Here is a 20,462-nt window from a genome sequence, read left to right on the forward strand (position 1 = left end):
AACGGTTGCGTTTCGCGGGATTGACGGCAGGACACCACGAGTGCACCCTTTGTGGGAGCGCTCCCAACATTCCCACCGCGGCGGAGCGCAGCCGCGGTGCGCTTCTCCCCACGTTCACCCGAGAAGGGGTTCCAACCCATGATGATCAGCAAGCGTCGCGGCCTGGCCGCGGCCTCGGCCCTGGCCGCGGTCGTGCTGGCCGTTACGTCCTGTGGCTCCGGCGGCGGTACGGATTCCGGCGCTCCCGCCTCCTCCGGGCCGGTCACCATCCGTGTGCAGACGTTCGGCGGCGGCGCCAACTTCGGCTACAAGAACGCCATCGCCAAGTGGAACGCCGAGCACAAGGACATCCAGATCAAGGAAGAGCACCTCACCGACCAGTTCGAGCAGCAGTACTGGCCGCAGATGATCCAGTGGCTGACCTCGGGCACGGGGGCCGGTGACGTGGTGGGCATCGACGAGGGCGGCATGGGCCTGGCCAAGGCGCACCCGGAGTGGTGGGCCGACCTGAAGGAGCACGGCCTGGAGTCGCGCAAGGCCGACTACCCCGCCTGGAAGTGGGAGAACGGCATCACCGCCGACGGCAAGCTGTTCGGCCTGGGCACCGACATCGGCGGCATGAGCCTGTGCTACCGCAAGGACCTGTTCGAGCAGGCCGGCCTGCCCGCCGACCGCGACGAGGTCAGCGCCCTCTGGCCGACCTGGGACGACTTCATGAAGGTCGGCCAGGAGTTCCAGTCGAAGGTCAAGGACACGAAGTGGGCCGACGGCACCAACACGCTGTACCAGGTGCTCCTGTATCAGGAGGCGGCGAAGAACGGCAACGTCACCTACTTCGACCAGCAGAACAACCTCATCGTCGACAAGAACCCGGCGGTGCGCACGGCCTTCGACTTCGCGCAGAAGATGAGCCAGCAGGGCCTGACCGCCAAGCTGCGCAACTTCAGCGACGAGTGGGCGGCGGGCACCCAGCGGGGCGCGTTCGCCACGGTCGGCTGCCCGTCCTGGATGCTCGGCACCGTCAGCGGCAACGCGGGTGACGACGGCAAGGGCAAGTGGGACGTCGCCTCGGTGCCCGGCGGCGGCGGCAACTGGGGCGGGTCCTGGCTCGCGGTGCCGGCGCAGTCGAAGCACCCGAAGGAGGCGGCCATGGTCGCCGACTACCTGACGCAGGCCCAGACCCAGGCGAGCGTCTTCGCCGACTTCGGCAACATGCCGAGCAACACCAAGGCCCAGCAGGACCCGGCGGTGCAGGGCGCGAAGAACGAGTACTTCAGCGACGCCCCCATCGGTGAGATCTTCGCCAAGTCCGCCGCCGAGCTCCAGCCGGTCTACCTCGGCGTGAACCACACCCAGGTCAAGAACGCCGTCGAGTCGGTCATCCAGGGCATGGACGACGGCTCGGTCCCCTACGACCAGGCGTGGCAGCAGCTGGTCGACGACGCGGCCAAGGCCGCGGACTGATCCCCGGCCCGGCCCGTCTCAGGGGGCGGGCCGGGCTCACTGCCGCCGAAAGGTCTGTTATGAGTCTCGACACCCTTCCGCGGGCGACGCGGGGCGCGCAGCACCGCGTTCCCCCGCCAGGCCGCCGCTGGCGTTCCCGCCTGGACGTCAAGGCGATGCCGTACGCCCTGGTGTCCCCATATTTCCTGTTGTTCGCCGCCTTCGGGCTGTTCCCGCTGGCGTTCACGCTCTACTACTCGCTCCACGACTACGACCTGGCCGGGGGCAGCGAGTGGACCGGGCTGGGCAACTACGCCTCGTTGCTGACCGACGAGGACTTCTGGAACGCCGTCGTCAACACCATCGGCATGTTCGTCATCGCGACCGTCCCGCAGATGCTGCTGGCGCTGTTCCTGGCCAACGCGCTGAACAAGCGGTTCCGCCTGCGCCTGGCGATCCGGATGAGCGTGCTGCTGCCGCTGGTCACGTCGGTGGTCGCGGTCGCGGTGGTCTTCACGCAGCTGTACGCGCGTGACTGGGGCCTGGTCAACTACATCCTCGGCTGGTTCGGCGTGGACAACACGAACTGGCGGGCCGAGCGCATCCCGTCGTGGATCGCCATCGCCACCATGGTCGACTGGCGCTGGACCGGCTACAACGCGATCATCTTCCTGGCCGGCATGCAGACGATCCCGCGCGACCTGTACGAGGCCGCCGCGATCGACGGCGCCTCCCGGCGCCGGCAGTTCTGGCAGATCACGCTGCCGATGCTGCGCCCGACCATGATCTTCGTGGTGCTCAACTCCACGATCGGCGGCCTGACGCTGTTCTCCGAGCCGACCACGTTCTACAACGGCAACGTCGACGGCGGGTCGCAGGGCCAGTTCCAGACGGTGGCCATGTTCATCGTCAAGCAGGGCTTCCGCGAGTTCGACTACGGCTACGCCGCCGCGGCCGCCTGGCTGCTGTTCCTGCTCATTCTCATCGGCGCGCTGGTCAACTTCCTGGTCGTGCGCCGGATCGGGGGAACGAAGTGACCAACTGGTCGCCGACCATCCTCACCAGGGTCATGCTGGCGGTCGCCGTCTTCCTGTCGGCGTTCCCGCTCTACTGGATGCTGGTGATCGCCTCGCGGACGAACGCCGACGCGGTGGCGGTGCCGCCGCCGTTCCTGCCGGGCGGCAACCTGGGCGAGAACATCCTCGCGGTGCTCAACAACGAGGACGCCAAGTTCCTGCTGGGCCTGACGAACTCGTTCATCGTGGCCGGCGTCGTCACGGTCTCGGTGGTCCTCATCTCCACGCTGGCCGGCTTCTCGTTCGCCAACCTGCAGTTCAAGGGCAAGAACGTGCTGCTGCTGCTCGTGCTGCTGACGATGGCGGTGCCGCTGCAGCAGATGGGCGTGGTGCCGCTCTACCGGCTCATGGTGGAGCTGGGCTGGACGGGCACGCTGCAGGCGGTCATCCTGCCGTACCTGCTCAACGGGTTCGGGGTCTTCCTGATGACGCAGTACACCCGGCAGGCCGTGCCGATGGAGCTGGTCGAGGCCGCCCGGGTGGACGGCGCCGCGACGCTGCGCATCTGGTGGAACGTCGTGCTCCCGGCGGTGCGCCCCGGCATGGCCGTGCTCGGCATCAACACGTTCATGCTCATGTGGAACGACTTCATGTGGCCGCTGATCGTGCTCACCCCGGACAACCCCACCGTGCAGATCGCGATCACCTCGCTGAACGCGCGGTTCTCCACCAACTACACGTTGATCTTCGCGGGGACGGCGTTGTCCATCATTCCGCTCGTCGCGGTATTCGTCCTGTTCGGCCGGCAGATCGTCGGCGGTCTCATGGAAGGTGCGGTCAAGGCGTGACGACTCAAGAGGAACAGACGCGTGCCGCGCTGCGCTTCCCCCCGGGGTTCGCGTGGGGTGCGGCGACCTCGGCGTACCAGATCGAGGGCGCGGTCGGGGAGGACGGGCGCGGCGCCTCCATCTGGGACACCTTCACCAGGACGCCCGGCCGCATCCTGGGCGGGCACCACGCGGACGTGGCCATCGACCACTACCACCGCTACCGGGAGGATGTCGCGATCATGGCGCGGCTGGGCCTGTCGGCCTACCGCTTCTCGGTCTCCTGGCCGCGGATCCAGCCGGGCGGCTCGGGCCCGGTCAACTCCAAGGGCCTCGACTTCTACAAGCGGCTCACCGACGAGCTGCGCCGGCACGACATCGACCCGTGGCTGACCCTCTACCACTGGGACCTGCCGCAGGAGCTGGAGGACGCCGGCGGCTGGCCCAACCGCGACACGGCCTACCGCTTCGCCGAGTACGCCGCCGCCGTGCACGAGGCGCTGAAGGACCACGTGCACACGTTCAGCACCGTCAACGAGCCGTGGTGCGCCGCGTTCCTCGGTTACGCCTCGGGCGAGCACGCCCCGGGGCGGCGCGAGCCGGAGAACGCGATCAGGGGCGCGCACCACCTCAACCTCGCCCACGGGCTGGCCGTCCAGGCGATGAACGCCCGGCGGGTCGGCGGCTGCGTGAACCTGTACGCCATCACCCCCGCCACCGGCGCCGAGCGCGACCTGGACGCGGCCCGCCGCATCGACGGGCTGCAGAACCGGTTCTTCCTGGACGCGCTGCTGCTCGGCCGCTACCCGGAGGACGTGCTCGCCGACCTGGGCATGGACCTCGGCTTCATCCAGCCGGGCGACATGAAGGCCATCGGCGCGCCGATCGACGTGCTGCTGGTCAACTACTACAGCCGCTTCACGGTGTCGGGCGAGCCGGGCGGCCGGGCCTCGGCGGCTGCGGCGCCCACCGACACGGCCTCGCCGTGGGTGGGCAGCGAGCACGTGTCGTTCGTCAACGGCGGCCGCCCGGTCACCGCGATGGGCTGGGAGATCGACGAGGACGGCCTGGTGGAGATCCTCACGCGGGTGGCACGGGAGTACCCGCCGATCCCCATGGTGGTCTCCGAGAACGGCGCCGCCTTCGACGACGCCCTGGTGGACGGCCGGGTGCACGACCGGGAGCGGCAGGCGTACGTGGAGGCGCACCTGGCCGCCTGCCGGCGGGCCATCGACCTGGGCGTGCCGCTGCAGGGCTATTTCGCCTGGTCGCTGATGGACAATTTCGAGTGGGCGTGGGGTTACGGCAAGCGCTTCGGCCTGGTCCACGTGGACTTCGAGACCCAGGAACGGCTCCTGAAGGACAGCGCGCTCTGGTACGCGGAGATCATCCGGCAGAATAGGCGCCATGAACCGACCGACTCTTGAGGCAGTCGCTGCTCGGGCCGGGGTGGGCCGGGGCACGGTGTCGAGAGTCATCAACGGCTCGCCCAACGTCAGCGCCAAGGCCCGCGAGGCGGTGGAGCTGGCCATCCGCGAGCTGGGCTACGTGCCCAACCGCGCGGCGCGGGCGCTCGTCACGCGCCGCACCGACACGGTGGCCCTGGTGGTGTCCGAGTCGCAGTATCGCGTCTTCGACGAGCCGTATTTCGCGGGCACGATCCGCGGCATCGGCTCGGCGCTGGCCGAGACCGGGCTGCAGCTCATCCTCGCGATGGCGCGCACCCCGGAGGAGCACGAGCGGCTGGAGCTCTATCTGACGGGCCAGCACGTCGACGGCGTGCTGCTGCTGTCGCTGCACGGCGCCGACCCGCTGCCGGGCCGGCTGGAGGAGATGGGCGTGCCGACGGTGCTCGGCGGCCGGCCCGTCGGCCTCGACCCCTACAGCTACGTCGACATGGACAACAGGGCAGGCGCCCGGCAGGCGGTCAAACACCTGCTGAGCCTCGGCCGCACCCGCATCGCCACCATCGCCGGGCCGCAGGACATGGGCGTGGGCGTCGACCGTCTGGCGGGCTACCGCGACGCGGTGCTGCCCTCGGGCCTGCCCGAGCTGGTGGCCTACGGCGACTTCTCCGAGCACAGCGGTGCCGTGGCGATGGCGGCGCTGCTGCGTGAGCATCCCGGCCTGGACGCGGTCTTCGCCGCGTCCGACCCGATGGCGCTGGGCGCGATGCGGGTGCTCAAGAAGGAGGGCCGCGCGATCCCCGGTGACGTGGCGGTGATCGGGTTCGACGACTCCAAGGCGGCGCTGCACGCCGACCCGCCGCTGACCACCGTCCACCAGCCGACCGAGGCCATGGGCCGGCAGATGGCCCAGCTGCTGGTGGCCCGCATCCACGGTGAGGAGCTGCGCCAGCCCGTGGTGATCCTCGACACCCACCTGGTGCTGCGCGGGTCCGCCTGACCGAGAGAAGGTTTCCTGTGGACAGCAGGACGAAGCGCCGGTTATCCAGCGCCGAGCTGGACGCGCTGGTCCGGCGGGCGCTCGGCACGGGGGTCGCGGCCGCGACCGAGCTGACCGACGGCTACGCCAACGCCGTGTGGCGGTTGCGGCTCGCCGACGGGCGCGAGGTGGTGCTCAAGTTGTCGCCGCCGCCCGACCTCGACCAGCTCAGCTACGAGCGCCACCTGCTGCGCACGGAGGCCGCCGCGATCGGCCTGGCGCTGGAGGCGGGCGTGCCGGTGGCGCCGCTGCTGCGGGCGGTCTTCGACGATCCGGTGCTGGGCGGCGACCACCTGCTGCTGGCGGCGCTCGACGGCGTCTCGTGGAACGACGTCCGCCCCGAGGGGGCCGGCGAGTTGCGCCGGGAGCTGGGCCGCCATCTGGCCCGGCTCAACGGGGTGACGGGCGAGGTGTTCGGCTATCCGCAAGCCGGGATCGTGGGGGCGACGTGGCGGGAGGCGTTCCTCGCCATGGTGGCCGCGCTGCTGGGCGACACCGAGCGTTACCCGGCGCCGCTGCCGCGCCCGGCCGCCGAGCTCATGGCGGTGTTCGAGGCGGCGGCGCCCGTGCTGGACGAGGTGACGACGCCGCGGCTGGTGCATTTCGACGTCTGGCCGGGCAACGTCTTCCTCGACCTGAGCGGCCCCCCGCGCATCGAGGCGATCATCGACCACGAGCGGGCCTTCTGGGGCGACCCGCTCGCCGAGTTCGTCACCCCGACGATCTTCGGCGAGCTGGCGGAGGACGACCCGCTGCTGGCCGGCTACCGCGAGGTGACGCCGCTGGAGCTCACTCCGGCGGCGCTGACCCGGATCGACCTCTACCGCGCCTACCTCTATCTCATCCTGCTGATCGAGAACGGACCCCGGCAGTACCCCGAGCAGGAGTACGCCAGGGTCCGCGACCTCGCGATCGGCTCACTCGCCCGGGTGCTGGACCGCCTCGTACGCGCGTCCGCGAGGGCCCTCGGGTAGGGCGCCGGAGCACTGCCCCGCGCCGCGGATCGTGTTCGGCACGCCGAGGTCCACCGGCGCGGGCTTGTTGGCCGCGCAGGCGAGCGCGCCCTTGACCGTGCTGCCCGACAGGATGGGCGCGGTGTTGCCGGTCAGCTGGGCGGCGCCGTTCAGCTCGGCGCCCACGATCGTCAGCTCGCCGGCGCCGTTGACGCTGACCACGCCCGTGACGCTCGTCTTGAGCAGGTGCACGGCCTTGGGGCCGGTGGCGGTCAGCGCGCCGGTGATCCGGCCGCCGTCGGCCACCAGCGACGCGCCCCGCTTGACGACGACCGGGCCGGTGACCTCGGCGCCGTCCAGGCAGGTGACGCCGTCGGCGACCGTGAGCGCGCCGCGGTGGACGCCGGTGACCGTGCGGGTGCAGGCGGGCGGCGGGGCGATGGTCGTGACGGTGAAGCTCTCCGCCTCGCCGGGGTTGCCGGCGGCGTCGATCGAGCGGTACTCGACGGTGTGCCGGCCGCGCGGCAGCTTGCCGTACACCAGGGAGTCGATCACCGTGCCCTCCTCGGTGAACGTCCACGGCAGCTCGGAGGAGGTGGGCCAGCCGAAGTAGTTGAACCAGCCGTCGCCGTCGACCCGCGACTCCGAGACCACGTAGCCGTCGCGGTCGTCGTCGCCGGTGAGCCGCATGCTGAAGGGGCCGTTGTAGACGTAGGTGTCGCCGGAGCGCACCAGGGGCTGCGACAGCTCGTACACCGTGCCGGGCGGCGTGGCGTCGACCGTCCAGGTCAGCGTCCGGCCGCCGAGGCTCGCCGTGAGCGTGTGCGTGCCGGGTTCCAGGTCGATCTCGCCGAGGTCCAGGTCGGCGCCCTGGTACTCCTTGCCGTTCAGCGTCCACGTGACCTCGGGGACGGTGGTGGCGGGGTGCGTGGTCTCGACGTAGACGACGTCGTCGCGGCCGACGGGGTGGCCGGTGGGCGTGGAGGAGACGATCGCGGGCTCGGTGCCGTCCGGCGGGGTGGTGATCGTGGTGTCGACCGTCCAGGTGCGGGTCCGGGTGATCTCGTCGCGGATGGCCGGGTCCCTGACGAAGTCGGTCGGGTCCGTGACGGTGGCGGTGACCGTGTGCGTGCCGGGCGCGAGGTCGAGCGTGCGCAGGTCGAGCACGTCGCGGTCGCCGGGCAGTTCCTCGCCGTCGACGCTCCAGGCGGTGGTCAGCGAGTGGCTGACCGGGTGCATCGGCTGGACCCACAGGACCCGGTCGGCGCCGACCGGCGCGTCCGTGGGCGTGGAGTCCTGGATCACCGCGGTCTTCGCGGTGATGCGCTGCACCATGATCTCGCGGCTGATCTGGTCGTAGTAGTAGCCGAGGGTCTTCATGATCGAGTGCTCGCTCGGCCGCCACACGCCCTTGCTGTAGTACAGGCCGCCCTCGTAGCGGCCGATCGGGCCGCCGGACTCGCTCTCCTCGCCCAGCCAGCGCCACCACTTGCGGCGCTGGTCGAGCATCTCCTGCTCGGTGAGCAGGGTGTGGTGGGCGCTGGACGGCTCGCGGCCGGTGTAGGCGCCGCCGGGCACGCCGCGCTGGTAGTAGTCGTACTCGTCGTCCAGGCCGCCCAGCGAGTGGCCGATCTCGTGCGGGCTGATCAGGGCCGACATGGCGTTGCTGCCGGAGGCGGTGGCGTACGCGCCGCCGGCGCCGCCGTACGTGCCGCTGTTGGCCAGGGCGAGGATCTGCCGGTTGCCCGAGGTGGTGCCGGTGACCATGTTCGCGTACCGGTTGGCTGCGGTGTTGTCCATGGTGATCAGGCGCTGCACGCTGCCCGGGTTGCACCTGCCCCAGAAACCCATGCTGAGCGGGGTGGTCCTGCGCGGCGCGTCCAGGCCGGGGTCGCAGCTGATGCCCGACTCGCCGGAGACGATGTCGACGCGGTAGACGTTCATGTAGTTCCGGTACGACTTGAACGGCTCGATCGACCACATGACGTTGAGGTGGCGCTCGGTGTCGGCCCGGAACTTCTCCTGCTCGGCCTCGGTGTAGCCGTCGCCCATGACGATGAGGTTGAACCGCTTGTCGGGGCTCCCGGTCACCTGCACGGGGACGACCGTGGCCGTCCCCGGCTCGGCGACCGCGGCGGACGCGACCGCCGGGGATAACGTGGCAGCGGCCAGCACAAGAGCCGCAAAAATACGCATGTGATGCACTATCCGGCAAGCCGGGCGCGCGTCAGTCTCGATTCGATCACGCCTCGGGCATCGCGCCCGTCACTCCCGCAGGCGGCCGGAGAGGCGTTCGACGCCGCGCAGCAGCGCCGAATGGTCGAGGGCGCCGTCGCCGGCCGCGTTCGCCGCCGCCACCAGCTGGGCGACCAGCGCGGCTGACGGCAGGGCGACCCCGGCTTCGCGGGCGGCCGACGTCACGATGCCCATGTCCTTGTGGTGCAGCGCGAGCCGGAAGCCCGGCTCGAACGTACGCGTGACCATGTTGGCGCGCTTCTGGGTGAGCACGGCGGAGCCGGCCAGGCCGCCGGCGAGCACGTCGAGGGCGGCGTCGAGGTCGACGCCGTGCGCCTCCAGGAAGACGACCGCCTCGGCGAGCGCCTGGAGGTTGGCGGCGACGATCAGCTGGTTGGCGGCCTTGACGGTCTGGCCGGAGCCGCTCGGGCCGACGTGGACGACGGTCTTGCCGACCGCGTCGAAGACCGGCCTGGCCGCCTGGAAGTCGTCCTCCTCCCCGCCGACCATGATGGACAGCGTCGCGTTCCTGGCGCCCGCCTCGCCGCCGGAGACGGGGGCGTCGAGCGGGCGCAGCCCGCGGGCTCGCGCCGCGCCGGCCAGCTCGGCGGCGACGTCGGGCCGGATCGTGGAGAAGTCGATGATCAGCGCGCCCGGCTTGGCGTGGGCGAGGACGCCGTCAAGGCCGGTCAGCACCTCGCGGACGTCGGGCGAGTCGGGCACCATGACGGCGACGACCTCGGCGTCGACGACCGCTTCGGCGATCGACGACGCCGCGCGGCCGCCCGCCTCGACGAGCGCGGCGGTCTTGTCCGGGGTGCGATTGTAGCCGGTGACGGTGTGGCCCGCCCGGACCAGGTTCACCGACATGGGGCTGCCCATGATGCCGAGGCCGATGAAGGCGATGGTGGTCACGAGTGAATCCGTCCTGTGGTGGGTGGGGTCAGCCCGCGCGGTGTTCGCGGGCCAGCCAGTCGAAGGCGCCGGGGCCGTCGTGCTGGTACTCGAGGCCCACGCGGCCCTGGTAGCCGGCCGCGTGGAGGCGGTCGATCCAGCGGTCGAGCGGCAGCGTGCCGGTGCCGGGGGCGCCGCGGCCGGGCGCGTCGGCGATCTGCACGTGGGCGATGCGGTCGGCGTACTTGTCGATCACGATGGCTACGTCGTCGCCGTTGACGGCGAGGTGGTAGAAGTCGGCGAGCAACCCGATGCCCATGGTGCTGCCCGTGTCGCCGTCCGTGTAGCCGTCGGTGTCGCCGTCGGTCTCGCTGTCGGGGAGGACGGCGGTGACGCGGTCGATGGCGGCCACCGCGTCGGCCGCGCGCAGGAGCGGGTAGCGCGGGGCGCCGCTCACCGGTTCGAGCAGGACGGTGCCGCCGATCGCGGCGACGCCCCGCACGCACGCGGCGAGGTTCGCCACGGCCGTCTCGTCCTGGTCGCCCGCGCCGTCGATCCGGTTGCCGTAGAGGGCGTTGAACGACCGGCAGCCGAGGCGTTCGCCGATCGCGGCGACCACCGGGATGTTGTCGAGCAGCTCGCGTGTCCTGGCCGGCCAGGACACCAGGCCGCGGTCACCGGCCGGCATGTCGCCGGCGAAGAAGTTGAGGCCGGTCAGCCGCACGCCCGCGTCCTCGATGGCGCGTACGAACGCGTCCACCTCGCGGTCGCCGGGGACCGCCTCGGCGAACGGCCACCAGAACTCGACGGCCGTGAACCCGTCGGCGGCCGCGGCGGCGGGCCGTTCGAGGAGCGGGCGATCGGTGTAGAGGATGGAGCAGTTCACGGTCCAGGCGACCGCTTGTGGTGACATGTGCCGTCCTTCGTCGAGGGGTGCGGGTGGGTCGCGAACGCTCAGGCGGGAGCCTCCTCCGGAGGCTCCTCGACGGCGCCGCCCTCCCTGCGCAACTGGCCGATCAGGCGGTCCTGGGCCTGGTCGAGATGGTGGGTCAGCCGCTGCTGGGCGGCCTCGGGGTCGGCGTCCTCGATCGCCTTGAGGATGGCGTCGTGCTCGTGGGCGACGTTCATCGGGTGGGTGGTGCGGTGGGCCTGGAACTGGCCCATGGTGAGGTGCACCTCGCCGAGGATGACCTCGTGCATGCGCGACAGGCGGCGGCTCCCGACGCCGGCGACCAGCGCGGAGTGGAAGGCGATGTCGGCCTCCACCTGGCTCTCGAAGGCCATGTCGGTGGCGGCGGCCTTCATCGCGGCCTGCGCGCGCACGGCGGCCGGCGGGACGACGCCGCGGCGCGCGAGCGCGGCGACGGCGGCTCGTTCGACGGTCTCCCGGCTGAAGTAGAGGTCGCGGATCTCGTCCTCGCCGAGCTTGGGGACGACCGCGGTCTTGTGGACCGAACGGCGCAGCAGGCCGAGCGCCGTGAGCCGCTCCAGGCACGCCTTGGCGGTCGGGCGCGCGACGTTGTACTCGCTCGCGATGCGCACCTCGGTGAGCTTCTCCCCGGGGGCGATCTCGCCGTTGACGATCCGCTTGCGCACCGACTCGTACAACGCCTCAGTCAGGGACGACGGTCCCAGCGGAAAGCTGCCCTGGCTGTCCACGTGTTTCCTTCCATCGTCGCAAATCGTCAGACAAGTATACGCGGCTTTCAGTAGCCCGCGGCCTTGTCCACGATGTTGCGCAGCGGCTCCCCCTTGCAGAAGCGGCCGAGGTTGTCCGCCAGGATGTCGAGCCCCCGGCGCGCGGTCGCCTTGGTCGTCGCGCCATTGTGCGGGGTGATGATGATGTTGGGAAGACCCCAGAAAGGGCTTTCCGGCGGCAGCGGCTCCACTCCGTGCGCGTCGAGCCCCGCGCCCGCGATCCGGCGCCGGCGCAGGGCGTCGAGCAGCGCCTCGTCGTCGGCGATGCCGCCGCGCGACACGCAGACGAAGAACGCGGTGGGCCGCATCGCCTCGAACGCGGCGCGGCCGAACACTCCCTTGGTGGCCGCGGTCAGGGGCGCGGTGACGACGACGAAGTCGCACGCTCCGAGGAACCGGTGGAAGTCCCCGGGCGCGAACATCTCGTCCACCGCCGGGTCGGAGGGGCAGTGGCGGCGCCGCATGCCGAGCACCCGCATGTGGCACGCCTTGGCCTTCCGCGCCAGGTCCAGGCCCGACCCGCCGAGCCCGAAGAGGCCGACGCTGCGCCCGGCGAGCTCGTCGTGCGTGAACCGGTCCCAGCGCCGGTCGCCCTGCGCGCGCAACCAGCGCGGCACGTCGCGGTTCAGCATCATCATGAGCAGCAGGGCGTGCTCGGCGAGCGGGATCGCGCCGTTGCCGGTCGCCGAGGTCAGCACCACGTCGCTCGCCAGCATGCCGGGCGACAACGCGGTGTCCACGCCGGCGGCCGGGCTGTGCACCCACCGCAGCCGCCGTGCCGCGGCGAGCAGGTCGTCGGGCACGTGCCCGACGATCGCGTCGGCGGTCTCCACCAGGCCGGCTAGGTCGTGGACCAACTCGACCAACTCGACCAACTCGACGAACTCGACCCGCGCGCCGGGGGCCGAACGGCGCAGCAGCGCCTTGTCGGCCTCCTCGTACCGGCCGGTCACCAGGATCGTGAGGGGCCCGCTCATTTGAGCCCCGTGGTGGCGATGCCGCGGATCAGGTGCTTCTGGGCGAAGGCGAAGAAGGCCAGCACCGGGAGCAGCGACACCAGCGACATCGCGAAGAGCATGCCGACGCCGTCCTGGCTCTGCGAGTCGACCATGGAAGAGAGCGCGACGGACACCGTGAACATCTTCGGCGAGGTGAGGTAGATCAGCGGGACGAAGAAGTCGTTCCAGGTCCAGATGAACGTGAAGATCGTCGTGGTGACCAGCGCCGGGCGCATCAGCGGCAGGATCACGTACCAGAAGGTGCGGAACGGCCCCGAACCGTCGATCCAGGCCGCGCGGTCGAGGTCGCGCGGGATCGTCCGGATGAACTGCACCATGAGGTAGACGAAGAAGGCGTCGGTGGCCAGGAACTTCGGGATGAGCAGCGGGAAATACGTGTTCACCATGCCGAGCTGCGAGAAGAAGATGTACTGCGGGATCACCAGCACGTGCAGCGGCAGCATCACCGAGGCCAGCGTGACGGCGAGGTAGACCTTGCGCATCCGGAACTCCAGCCGCGCCAGGGCGTAGGCGGTCAGCGCGCAGGAGAACAGGTTGCCGACGATGGACCCGACGCTGACCAGCAGCGAGTTGACCAGGAACACGCTGAACGGCCGGTTCAGCGCGTTCCAGCCCTGGACGAAGTTGTCGAAGGTCAGGTCCCGCGGGACGAGGCCGGGCTGGGTGAGGATCAGATGGCCCGGCTTGAACGCGCTGACCGCCATCCACACCAGCGGGTAGACCATGAGCAGCACGAAGACGCCCAGCCCGAGGTGCTTGAGCAGGTCGCGCGACCTGCGTCGCCGGGTGAGCGCCCCGGCCGGGGAACGGGTGGAGTCGATGGGCGCGGTCGCGGTCGTCATCAGTCGTCTCCGTAGAAGACCCAGTACTTCGACAGGATGAAGTGGATCGCCGTCACGACGGCGATCGCGATCATCAGCACCCAGGCCAGCGCCGAGGCGTAGCCCATGTCGAAGTTCGCGAATCCCTGTTGGTAGATGTACAGCGTGTAGAAGAGCGTGGAGTTGGCCGGCCCGCCCGTGCCGCCGCTGACCACGTGGGCCTGGGTGAACGTCTGGAACGCGCCGATCGTCTGCAGGATCAGGTTGAAGAAGATGATCGGGGTGAGCAGCGGGACGGTGATGTGGGTGAACTGCCGCACGACCGTCGCGCCGTCCACCCGGGCCGCCTCGTACAGCTCCTCGGGGATCTGCCGGAGACCCGCCAGGAAGATCACCATCGGGGAGCCGAAGGTCCACACGTTGAGCACGATGAGGGTGGACAGCGCCGTGGCGGGGTTCTGCAGCCAGCTCTCGCCGTGCACGCCGAACAGCCCGAGGGCCTGGTTGATCAGCCCGTCGTCGCCGAAGATCTGCCGCCACAGGATCGCGATGGCGACGCTGGTGCCGAGCAGCGACGGCAGGTAGAACGCGCTGCGGTAGAAGGCGAGCCCGCGCAGCCCCCGGTCGAGGATCAGCGCGAGCAGCAGGGCGAAGGCCAGTTGCAGGGGGATGGAGACGAAGACGTAGACCAGGGTGACCCTGACGGAGGCCCAGAAGTACTCGTCGGAGAACATCCGCCGGAAGTTCTCCAGGCCGTTGAACTCGGGCGAGCTGAGGATGTTGTAGTCGGTGAACGCCAGGTACAGCGAGGCGAACAGCGGTATCGCGGTGACCAGCAGCAGACCGAGCTGCCACGGGATGAGGAAGATGTGCGCGGCCAGGCCCTGGCTGTGCAGTTTGGACGCTCTCGGGCGCCTTGACCTTGTCGTCGCCACGGCGACCTCCAGTCGGGGTTGAGCTGAGCGGGCGCGGCGCGCGTCACTTGGCCCGGTCGATGCCGGCCTGGACCTCCTCGATGAACCTGGCCGACCCGGCGGGGACGGTGGTCCGGCCGAGGGCGATCTCCTCGGCCACCCGCGCCATGGCGGTGCGCCAGGTGTTGGTGCCGGGCGGCGCCTCGTAGCGCGGCCGCCGCTCGGCCTCCTGGTCGGCCTGCACCACCTTGAGCATCTCCGTCTCGTCCTCGCTGGCGAAGTCGTACGCCTGCTTGAGGATCTCCGGGTTGACCGGCGCGCCCATCGTCAGGCCGACGACCTTGAGCATGTCGACGGTGTTGGTGTTGTAGTTGATCAGCTTGCCGGCGGCCTCGACCTTGTCGGGGTCGATGCCCTGGTAGATCGCCATCCGCGGGTAGTAGAGGAACTTGTGGCCCGCCTGCGCCCCGGGCGCGATCGGCACGGCCCGCTCCTTGAAGGTGTGGTCGGGGAACATCTTGGCGTCGTCGATGATGTGGTTGGAGTTGGCGACCTTGCCCAGCACCTTGTCGCCGACGAGCGTCCAGTCGGGGCTCATGCCCTCCTGCTCGCTGAGGGTCAGCACGGCGCCGGCCTTGAGCAGTTTCTCCCACCAGTCGAACCAGCTGCTGACGCCGTCCACGGTGAAGCCGATCCGGCCGTCATGGGTCCACAGCTGCTCGCCGCGCTGCCGCAGCCACGCCTCGAACGGCAGGTCGGCGTCCGCCTCGTACGGTGATCCCTTGCGTCCCTTGGGGTTGTCCTTGGTGTAGTCGACGAGGAGTTCGGCCCAGGCGTCCCACGTCCACTCGTCCTCGCCGGCGGGCAGCTCGACGCCGTCCTCCTCGGCGAACGTCTGGTTCCAGCGGATGACCGGGACGAAGATGCCGAACGGCATGGTGTTCAGCTTGCCGTCGAGCTTGAAGGACTCCAGGGCGGCGTTGTCGTAGGCCGACAGGTCGAGCGTGGAGATGCCCTGCAGGTCGCGGTAGAGGTTGTTCCTGGCGTAGGTCATCACCTGGGCCGAGGCGATCCAGAAGATGTCGGCGACGTCCCTGGCGGCCATCTGGGTGGTCATCCGCTCCTGGAACGCCTCGTACTCGGCGAACTCCGGCTCCACCTGGATGTCGGGGTTCTTCGCGGCGAACTCCTTGAGAGCCTTCGTGTAGTTCTGCTGGCGGACGTTGTTGCCCCACCAGGCGTAGCGCAGCGAGGTGACCCCGTCCGCCGCACCGTCACCGCCGCCGCATCCGGCCAGTCCGGCGGCGGCCGCCCCCGCCAGCGCCAGCTTGAGGAACCCCCGGCGATCGACTTCGTTCATCACTGCCTCTCCCGTCGTCGCTCACAGTGGGCCGGCCGCCGCCGTGCGGCATCCCGGTGAAGCATTAGTGTTCATTTGCCTGACCCGACAGTCAATAGGTCATGAATACTTGCCTGACAATTCTGCGCGACAGGGTTCTAGCGCGTGGCGACGAGCACCTCGAACAGCCCGATCCCGGGCAGCCGGACCCGGGTGCCGCCCGGCCCGGTCTCGGTGTCGAGCGGGCGGCCCGCGTGCAGCGCCCGGACGGTCCAGCCCTCCCCCGCCCAGGGCAGGGTCAGCCACGCCTGCGGGATCGGCAGCGGGCGGGTGAACCGCTGGGGGGCGTCCCCCGAACGGTTCAGCAGGTGGATCACGTGCCCGGCGGCCGAGCGGCCGAGGACGATCTCGACCTGCTCGGGCAGGTCCGTCTCCACCGCGATGCCGGGGCCGGCCGCGCGAAGCGCGCGGTCCGCGAAATGCTCGCGGTACGCGCTGAGGCCGACCTCCCGGTAGCCCCTGCCGACCGTCCACGGCAGCACCGCGCCCACGCCCTCGCCGTGGGCGGCGCACACCCAGCCGGGATGGTCCAGCTCGTCGTGACCGTGGCACTTCTCCGGCGGTCCGTACGGCGCCCGCGACAGCGCGAAGAGCCCGGTCTCCGCGCCTGGACGCGGCTCCACCACGTGGAACGCGCCGACCACCGGCACCGGGAACCCCCAGGGCCGGCCGGGAGCGGGCGCGTCGCGAAGGTGCAGCGAGCGGGTCGCCTCCTCCGAGTCGCGGCTGGACAGGCGCCGGACGACCGGAAGGCACCGCGGTCGCACGGCGTCCCCGTCGAACCCGGACGACCCGGTCGCCAGCACCGCCCCGCCCGCCGCGGCGTATCCGTCGAGCGCCGCCACCGCCTCGGCGGAGAGCGGGCCGAGGTCCGGCAGGACCACGAGCCGGTACCGCGGCAGCGGGCCGGCCGCGAGCTTGTCCTCCGTCAGCACGTCGAACGGGATGTGCCGCTCCAGCAGCGCCAGGTAGAGCCCCTGGAACTCCGCCGTCGCCGCCGCGAGCCGGTCGCCTCGCAGTTTGAGCGGGTCGGGCCGCACCAGCAAGGTCGCGGCCTCGGACACGAGGTCGCGGTAGACCTCGGCGTGGTCGCGATGGAACCGCGTGATCCGCCCGGCGACCTCCAGGCACTCGTACGCGCTGACGTCGGGGGTGCCCATGATGTAGGTGGACGGGATCGCGCCACGGGAGATCGCCTGCACCAGGTACTGCGCGAAGTGGTGCGGCTCCTCCCCCGCCAGCCGGTACGGCATGTCCACGAACCCGACCGCGTTGACCAGCACCGGGACGTCCGGCCGGTGGGACTTGGCGGCGCTGACGTGCTCGCTGGTGCGATGGTGCCACAGCGGCCGGCCGACGGCGTTGTTGGCCTCGTGGAAGACGATGTCGGCGTGCTCGCCGAGGATGAGGGCCGCCGACGGCCGCCGGGCGGCGATCGCCGCCCGGATGCGCGCGTCGAGGTCCTCCAGTCTCTCCCGCGCGAAGCGCCGCCAGCGCGGGTAGGCGGGCGAGTCGGGGCCGGTGGGCAGGACGTCCCCGAACGCGCGGGCGCACGCCAGGCACTGGCACACGCCCCAGTACCTGCGGCTGTAGTCGACCTCGTTGTACGACATCCAGTTGAGGAAGAACCCGTCGACCTCGTAGCGGTCCAGCACCTCGGCGAGCACCTCGAACAGCTTGACCTGGTAGTAGTCGCCGCTGGGGCAGACGCTGGTCAGGCCGTTGTAGACCTGCGCCCGGCCGGCGGCGTCGACGAAGCACCACTCGGGATGCCGTTCCGCGCGCCGGCGGTCGATCTTGGAGAAGTCCATGCGGGCCAGCACCCGCACCCCGCGCCGCCGCGCCGCGGCCACCGCGTCGCCGACCAGGTCGCCCGACGGGCGCGCGGCGAGGGCGGGGTTGCGGGTCTGGAAGTCCAGGTCCGTCGGGTAGTTCGACAGGATGCCGCCGACGCTGAGCAGCCAGGCGTCCGCGCCGAAGCCCTGGAGGTGGTCGAGCACCTTCTCGACGTCCAGACCGGCGTCCACCTCGCGGAGGTTGGTCTGGAACATCCGGAACGGCTCCCGCCACCAGACGCGCGTCACGACAGGCCCCACGAGAGGTGCACGACCTCGACGAGCCCCAGGGCCGGTACCTGGACCTCGGCCCGTCCGTCGTCGGCCGCCACCTTGGCCTCGGCGCCGGTGACCAGCAGCCGCGCCGAGACGTCACGCGCGCCCTCGGGCAGCCGTACGGAGACGGTCTGCGCCGGCAGCGGGAGCGTCTCCCTGATGGCGCCGCGCATGGTCATCGGGTTGCTCAGGTTGACCAGGGTGACGGCGATCCCGCCGGCGTCGCGGCGGACGGCGACGTCCACCAGGCCGGGCCCGCGGACGGTCGCCTCGGGCTCGCCGCCGAGCGCCCACAGGACGGCGTTGCCGATCAGCCGCGCGTGGTCGGCCTGGAGCGCCTCCCAGAAGATGGAGCCGATGTCGAAGGGAAGGTGGACGACGCGGCCTCCGCCCGGCGCCTGCCGGGCGACGACGGCCGGCAGGTCGGGCGCCTGCCTGACGTACACCTCCTCCATCGGCAGGTCGGGGAAGTCGGGGATGAAGCGGAACGGCACGCGGGCGTCCTCGCGCGCCCGCACGCCGAGCAGGCGGGTGCCGCCGATGATGCGGGCGGCGCCGCCGAAGCCCGCGTTGAGCGGGTGCTGGTCCATGAGGCTGATGTAGTTGTTCTTCACCGGGCCGCGGGCGGGCGTGAGCAGGTCGGCGCCGAAGACGTCGGCGAGCCCGAAGTTCGGCCGGCGTTCGCCGTTCTCGTCGTAGAGGGACGATTCGTGCGCGGCCACCAGGCCGCCGCCGGAGGCGACGTACTCGCGGATCACCTGGCACTGCTCGTCGCTCAGCCGGTCGGCGTTCGCGAGGATCAGCACCTTGTGGCGGCGCAGCCGCTCCGGCGTCAGCGCCTGGTCGGCGATCAGCTCGAACGGGATGCGCGCCTCGACCAGCGCCTGGTAGAAGCCGTCCTCATCGGGGAACGCCGGGCCGGTGGGCGGCCGGTCGTTCCGGTTGGGGTCGAGCAGCGCCACCTCGGCGGTGATCTCCATCCCCGACAGGACCGGCTCCAGGTCGGCGTGCAGGTTGAACGCCTCCACGACGGCCGGCACCCAGCGCGGGTCGGAGACCGTGGCGTTGAACTTGGTGAACCAGGGGCGGGCGCCCTGGGCGAAGCCGTCCACGATCCAGGTCTTGGTCTCCTCGGGCGGCGCCACCGAGTCCTTCCAGCGGTACTTGTGCTCGGGACCGACCGAGGTGATGAGCACCACCGGCCGGTCGGGGAACAGCGCCCGGCTGCGCTTGGCCACCCGGCCGGCGAACCACGGCGGCTGGATGCCCGAGCGGCCCTGCTTGTCGACGACGAACATCGGATAGTGCCGGCGGATCAGGTCGCGGTCGAGGTCGCGGGCGGCGAGGCTGCCCAGGTTGGGGATGAACCGGGCGTGCGGCCGCAGGTCCCTGACCGCGCCGTCCCACAGGGCGACCAGCTCGCTCAGCTTGCGCCGCCGCCACGCGACGTAGGCCGGCCAGGCTGGGTCGGCGAAGTCGTTCTCCTTCAGCGGCAGGTCGAACCCGGTCTCGTCGCGGAACGACCGGCGCGCGTCCTCGCTGTAGGAGATGCCCTTGTATCCCTCCCAGCGGTTGGCGAAGATCGCGTCGACGTCGTACTCCCGCACGATCTCGCGGGCCACCTCGGTGACGAACTCCCGGTGGTAGCCGGTGAACGCGCAGCTCAGCCAGATCCCCGGGTAGGCCCAGTGCTCGATGGGGCGCCCGTCGGCGTCGCGCGCCAGCCATTCGGGGTGGGCCTGCGCCGCGTCGGCGTGCAGGGCGTGCGGGTCCACCCGCGCCATGACGTGCATGCCGAGCCCGCGGGCCGCCTCCACGAGCGCCCCGAAGGGGTCGCCGTCGCCGAGGTGCCTGCTGCGGTAGTGGTACGGGACGCGCGTCGGGTAGTAGGCGATGTAGCCGCCGGCGCTGACGCACACGGCGTTGGACCTGCTGTCGCGCATCAGCTCGGTCCAGAAGTCCACGTCGAAGTGGAGCGGGTCGTCCTCGGCCAGGGTGAGCTGCGTCCAGCGCGTCGCGGCTTCCGGCCAGTCGTGACGTGCCCTCGTCGACTCATCGGCCGCTTCCGTCGCACGCGTTCCCATCGTGACACCTTTCCGTCGGTCGACGACCCCCGAGAGAGGTCTCCGGCGATTGTTATACAAGAATGCAGGCCCGACAAGAGCGCATGCTTTTCGGAACGCGGCCCGGCGTGGTCACGCCTCCGGGAGCGCCGCGAGGAGGAGAGGCGGCGTCGTGGGGCTGTCCGAGCCGCCGGCCGGCTCGACCGTGAGCGCCACGTGACCGTCGCCGGGCCGGGCGGTGAGCAGCACGGAGGTGGTCGTCTCCTCCGCGCTCCCGCCGAGGAGGCCCGCCGGGCGCGGGCCGTCCGGCCCCATGAACCACAGCTCGTACGTCCGCCCGGCCGGCAGCTCGGGCAGATCCGACGACGCGAACACCATCCGCCCCCTCGCCCGGGAGATCACCACGGTGCCGGTGCCGCCGGAGGTGACCGGCCGCCGTACCGTCACGGCGTCGGGCGCGGCCAGGACGGCGGCCAGCTCCGTGTTCCGGGCGGCGAGATCGCGACGGGCGTCGAACGCGACGGCCCCCAGCGCGACGGCCGCCGCCACGGCGACCGCCGCCACCCCCGCCATCCTGTCCCTTAGACACATCTCCCAGCCCACGAGACTAGCCCTCAACTCGCA

The 20,462-nt window shown here is 71.0% G+C and carries 17 protein-coding genes; 6 read left to right on the top strand and 11 right to left on the bottom strand.

Translation table 11 applies throughout. The annotated features are described in order from the left end of the window. Positions 1 to 138: 138 nt before the first annotated feature. From C1J01_RS05210 to C1J01_RS05235, 6 genes are read left to right on the top strand one after another with little or no spacing between them, the layout of a single operon-like run. On the top strand, positions 139 to 1,464 hold the full coding sequence (locus tag C1J01_RS05210; RefSeq protein WP_111176575.1) for an ABC transporter substrate-binding protein: 1,326 nt from the start codon (positions 139 to 141) through the stop codon (positions 1,462 to 1,464). A gap of 59 nt (positions 1,465 to 1,523) precedes the next feature. Beyond that, positions 1,524 to 2,480: a carbohydrate ABC transporter permease gene (locus C1J01_RS05215; RefSeq protein ID WP_111176577.1), complete on the top strand. Its 957-nt coding sequence runs from the start codon at positions 1,524 to 1,526 to the stop codon at positions 2,478 to 2,480. Beyond that, positions 2,477 to 3,307, top strand: a complete 831-nt coding sequence (locus tag C1J01_RS05220) for a carbohydrate ABC transporter permease (RefSeq protein WP_111176579.1) — start codon at positions 2,477 to 2,479, stop codon at positions 3,305 to 3,307. Before C1J01_RS05215 ends, C1J01_RS05220 begins: the two co-directional genes overlap by 4 nt. Continuing rightward, complete coding sequence (locus tag C1J01_RS05225; RefSeq protein ID WP_111176581.1) at positions 3,304 to 4,713, top strand: GH1 family beta-glucosidase; 1,410 nt, start codon at positions 3,304 to 3,306, stop codon at positions 4,711 to 4,713. The genes C1J01_RS05220 and C1J01_RS05225 overlap by 4 nt, the downstream gene beginning before the upstream one ends. Further along, a complete protein-coding gene (locus tag C1J01_RS05230) occupies positions 4,694 to 5,692 on the top strand; it encodes a LacI family DNA-binding transcriptional regulator (protein ID WP_111176583.1) in 999 nt (332 codons plus the stop codon). The genes C1J01_RS05225 and C1J01_RS05230 overlap by 20 nt, the downstream gene beginning before the upstream one ends. 17 nt (positions 5,693 to 5,709) lie before the next feature. After that, a complete protein-coding gene (locus tag C1J01_RS05235) occupies positions 5,710 to 6,705 on the top strand; it encodes a phosphotransferase family protein (protein ID WP_111176585.1) in 996 nt (331 codons plus the stop codon). On the opposite strand, the gene C1J01_RS05240 is transcribed toward C1J01_RS05235, so the two are convergent. The 11 genes from C1J01_RS05240 to C1J01_RS05290 form a co-directional block, all read right to left on the bottom strand. After that, entirely contained in the window at positions 6,649 to 8,880 is a 2,232-nt protein-coding gene (locus C1J01_RS05240) for a M64 family metallopeptidase (protein ID WP_111176587.1), read from the bottom strand. The two genes, C1J01_RS05235 and C1J01_RS05240, sit on opposite strands and share 57 nt — an antisense overlap. A 69-nt stretch (positions 8,881 to 8,949) precedes the next feature. Then, positions 8,950 to 9,834, bottom strand: coding sequence for a 2-hydroxy-3-oxopropionate reductase (locus tag C1J01_RS05245; RefSeq protein WP_111176589.1), 885 nt, complete (start codon positions 9,832 to 9,834; stop codon positions 8,950 to 8,952). Between the two features lie 28 nt (positions 9,835 to 9,862). Continuing rightward, complete coding sequence (locus C1J01_RS05250; RefSeq protein WP_111176591.1) at positions 9,863 to 10,726, bottom strand: hydroxypyruvate isomerase family protein; 864 nt, start codon at positions 10,724 to 10,726, stop codon at positions 9,863 to 9,865. Between the two features lie 41 nt (positions 10,727 to 10,767). Further along, positions 10,768 to 11,472 carry a GntR family transcriptional regulator gene (locus C1J01_RS05255; RefSeq protein WP_111176593.1) on the bottom strand — a complete coding sequence of 235 codons (705 nt, stop codon included), beginning with the start codon at positions 11,470 to 11,472 and terminating at the stop codon, positions 10,768 to 10,770. A gap of 47 nt (positions 11,473 to 11,519) precedes the next feature. After that, complete coding sequence (locus tag C1J01_RS05260) at positions 11,520 to 12,488, bottom strand: D-2-hydroxyacid dehydrogenase (RefSeq protein ID WP_111176595.1); 969 nt, start codon at positions 12,486 to 12,488, stop codon at positions 11,520 to 11,522. Next, positions 12,485 to 13,372 carry a carbohydrate ABC transporter permease gene (locus C1J01_RS05265; RefSeq protein WP_111176597.1) on the bottom strand — a complete coding sequence of 296 codons (888 nt, stop codon included), beginning with the start codon at positions 13,370 to 13,372 and terminating at the stop codon, positions 12,485 to 12,487. Before C1J01_RS05265 ends, C1J01_RS05260 begins: the two co-directional genes overlap by 4 nt. After that, positions 13,372 to 14,286 carry a carbohydrate ABC transporter permease gene (locus C1J01_RS05270; RefSeq protein ID WP_235854264.1) on the bottom strand — a complete coding sequence of 305 codons (915 nt, stop codon included), beginning with the start codon at positions 14,284 to 14,286 and terminating at the stop codon, positions 13,372 to 13,374. Before C1J01_RS05270 ends, C1J01_RS05265 begins: the two co-directional genes overlap by 1 nt. A gap of 43 nt (positions 14,287 to 14,329) precedes the next feature. Next, positions 14,330 to 15,625: an ABC transporter substrate-binding protein gene (locus tag C1J01_RS05275; protein ID WP_111176601.1), complete on the bottom strand. Its 1,296-nt coding sequence runs from the start codon at positions 15,623 to 15,625 to the stop codon at positions 14,330 to 14,332. A 137-nt stretch (positions 15,626 to 15,762) separates the two neighbouring features. Next, positions 15,763 to 17,748 carry an alpha-amylase family protein gene (locus tag C1J01_RS05280; protein WP_111176602.1) on the bottom strand — a complete coding sequence of 662 codons (1,986 nt, stop codon included), beginning with the start codon at positions 17,746 to 17,748 and terminating at the stop codon, positions 15,763 to 15,765. Then, positions 17,745 to 19,859, bottom strand: coding sequence for an alpha-amylase family protein (locus tag C1J01_RS05285; protein ID WP_111176604.1), 2,115 nt, complete (start codon positions 19,857 to 19,859; stop codon positions 17,745 to 17,747). The genes C1J01_RS05280 and C1J01_RS05285 overlap by 4 nt, the downstream gene beginning before the upstream one ends. A gap of 111 nt (positions 19,860 to 19,970) precedes the next feature. Beyond that, on the bottom strand, positions 19,971 to 20,462 hold a 492-nt coding region (locus C1J01_RS05290), incomplete at its 5' end, for an anti-sigma factor (RefSeq protein ID WP_220039741.1).

The sequence above is a fragment of the Nonomuraea aridisoli genome, from assembly GCF_003236395.1.
GTDB lineage: Bacteria > Actinomycetota > Actinomycetes > Streptosporangiales > Streptosporangiaceae > Nonomuraea > Nonomuraea aridisoli.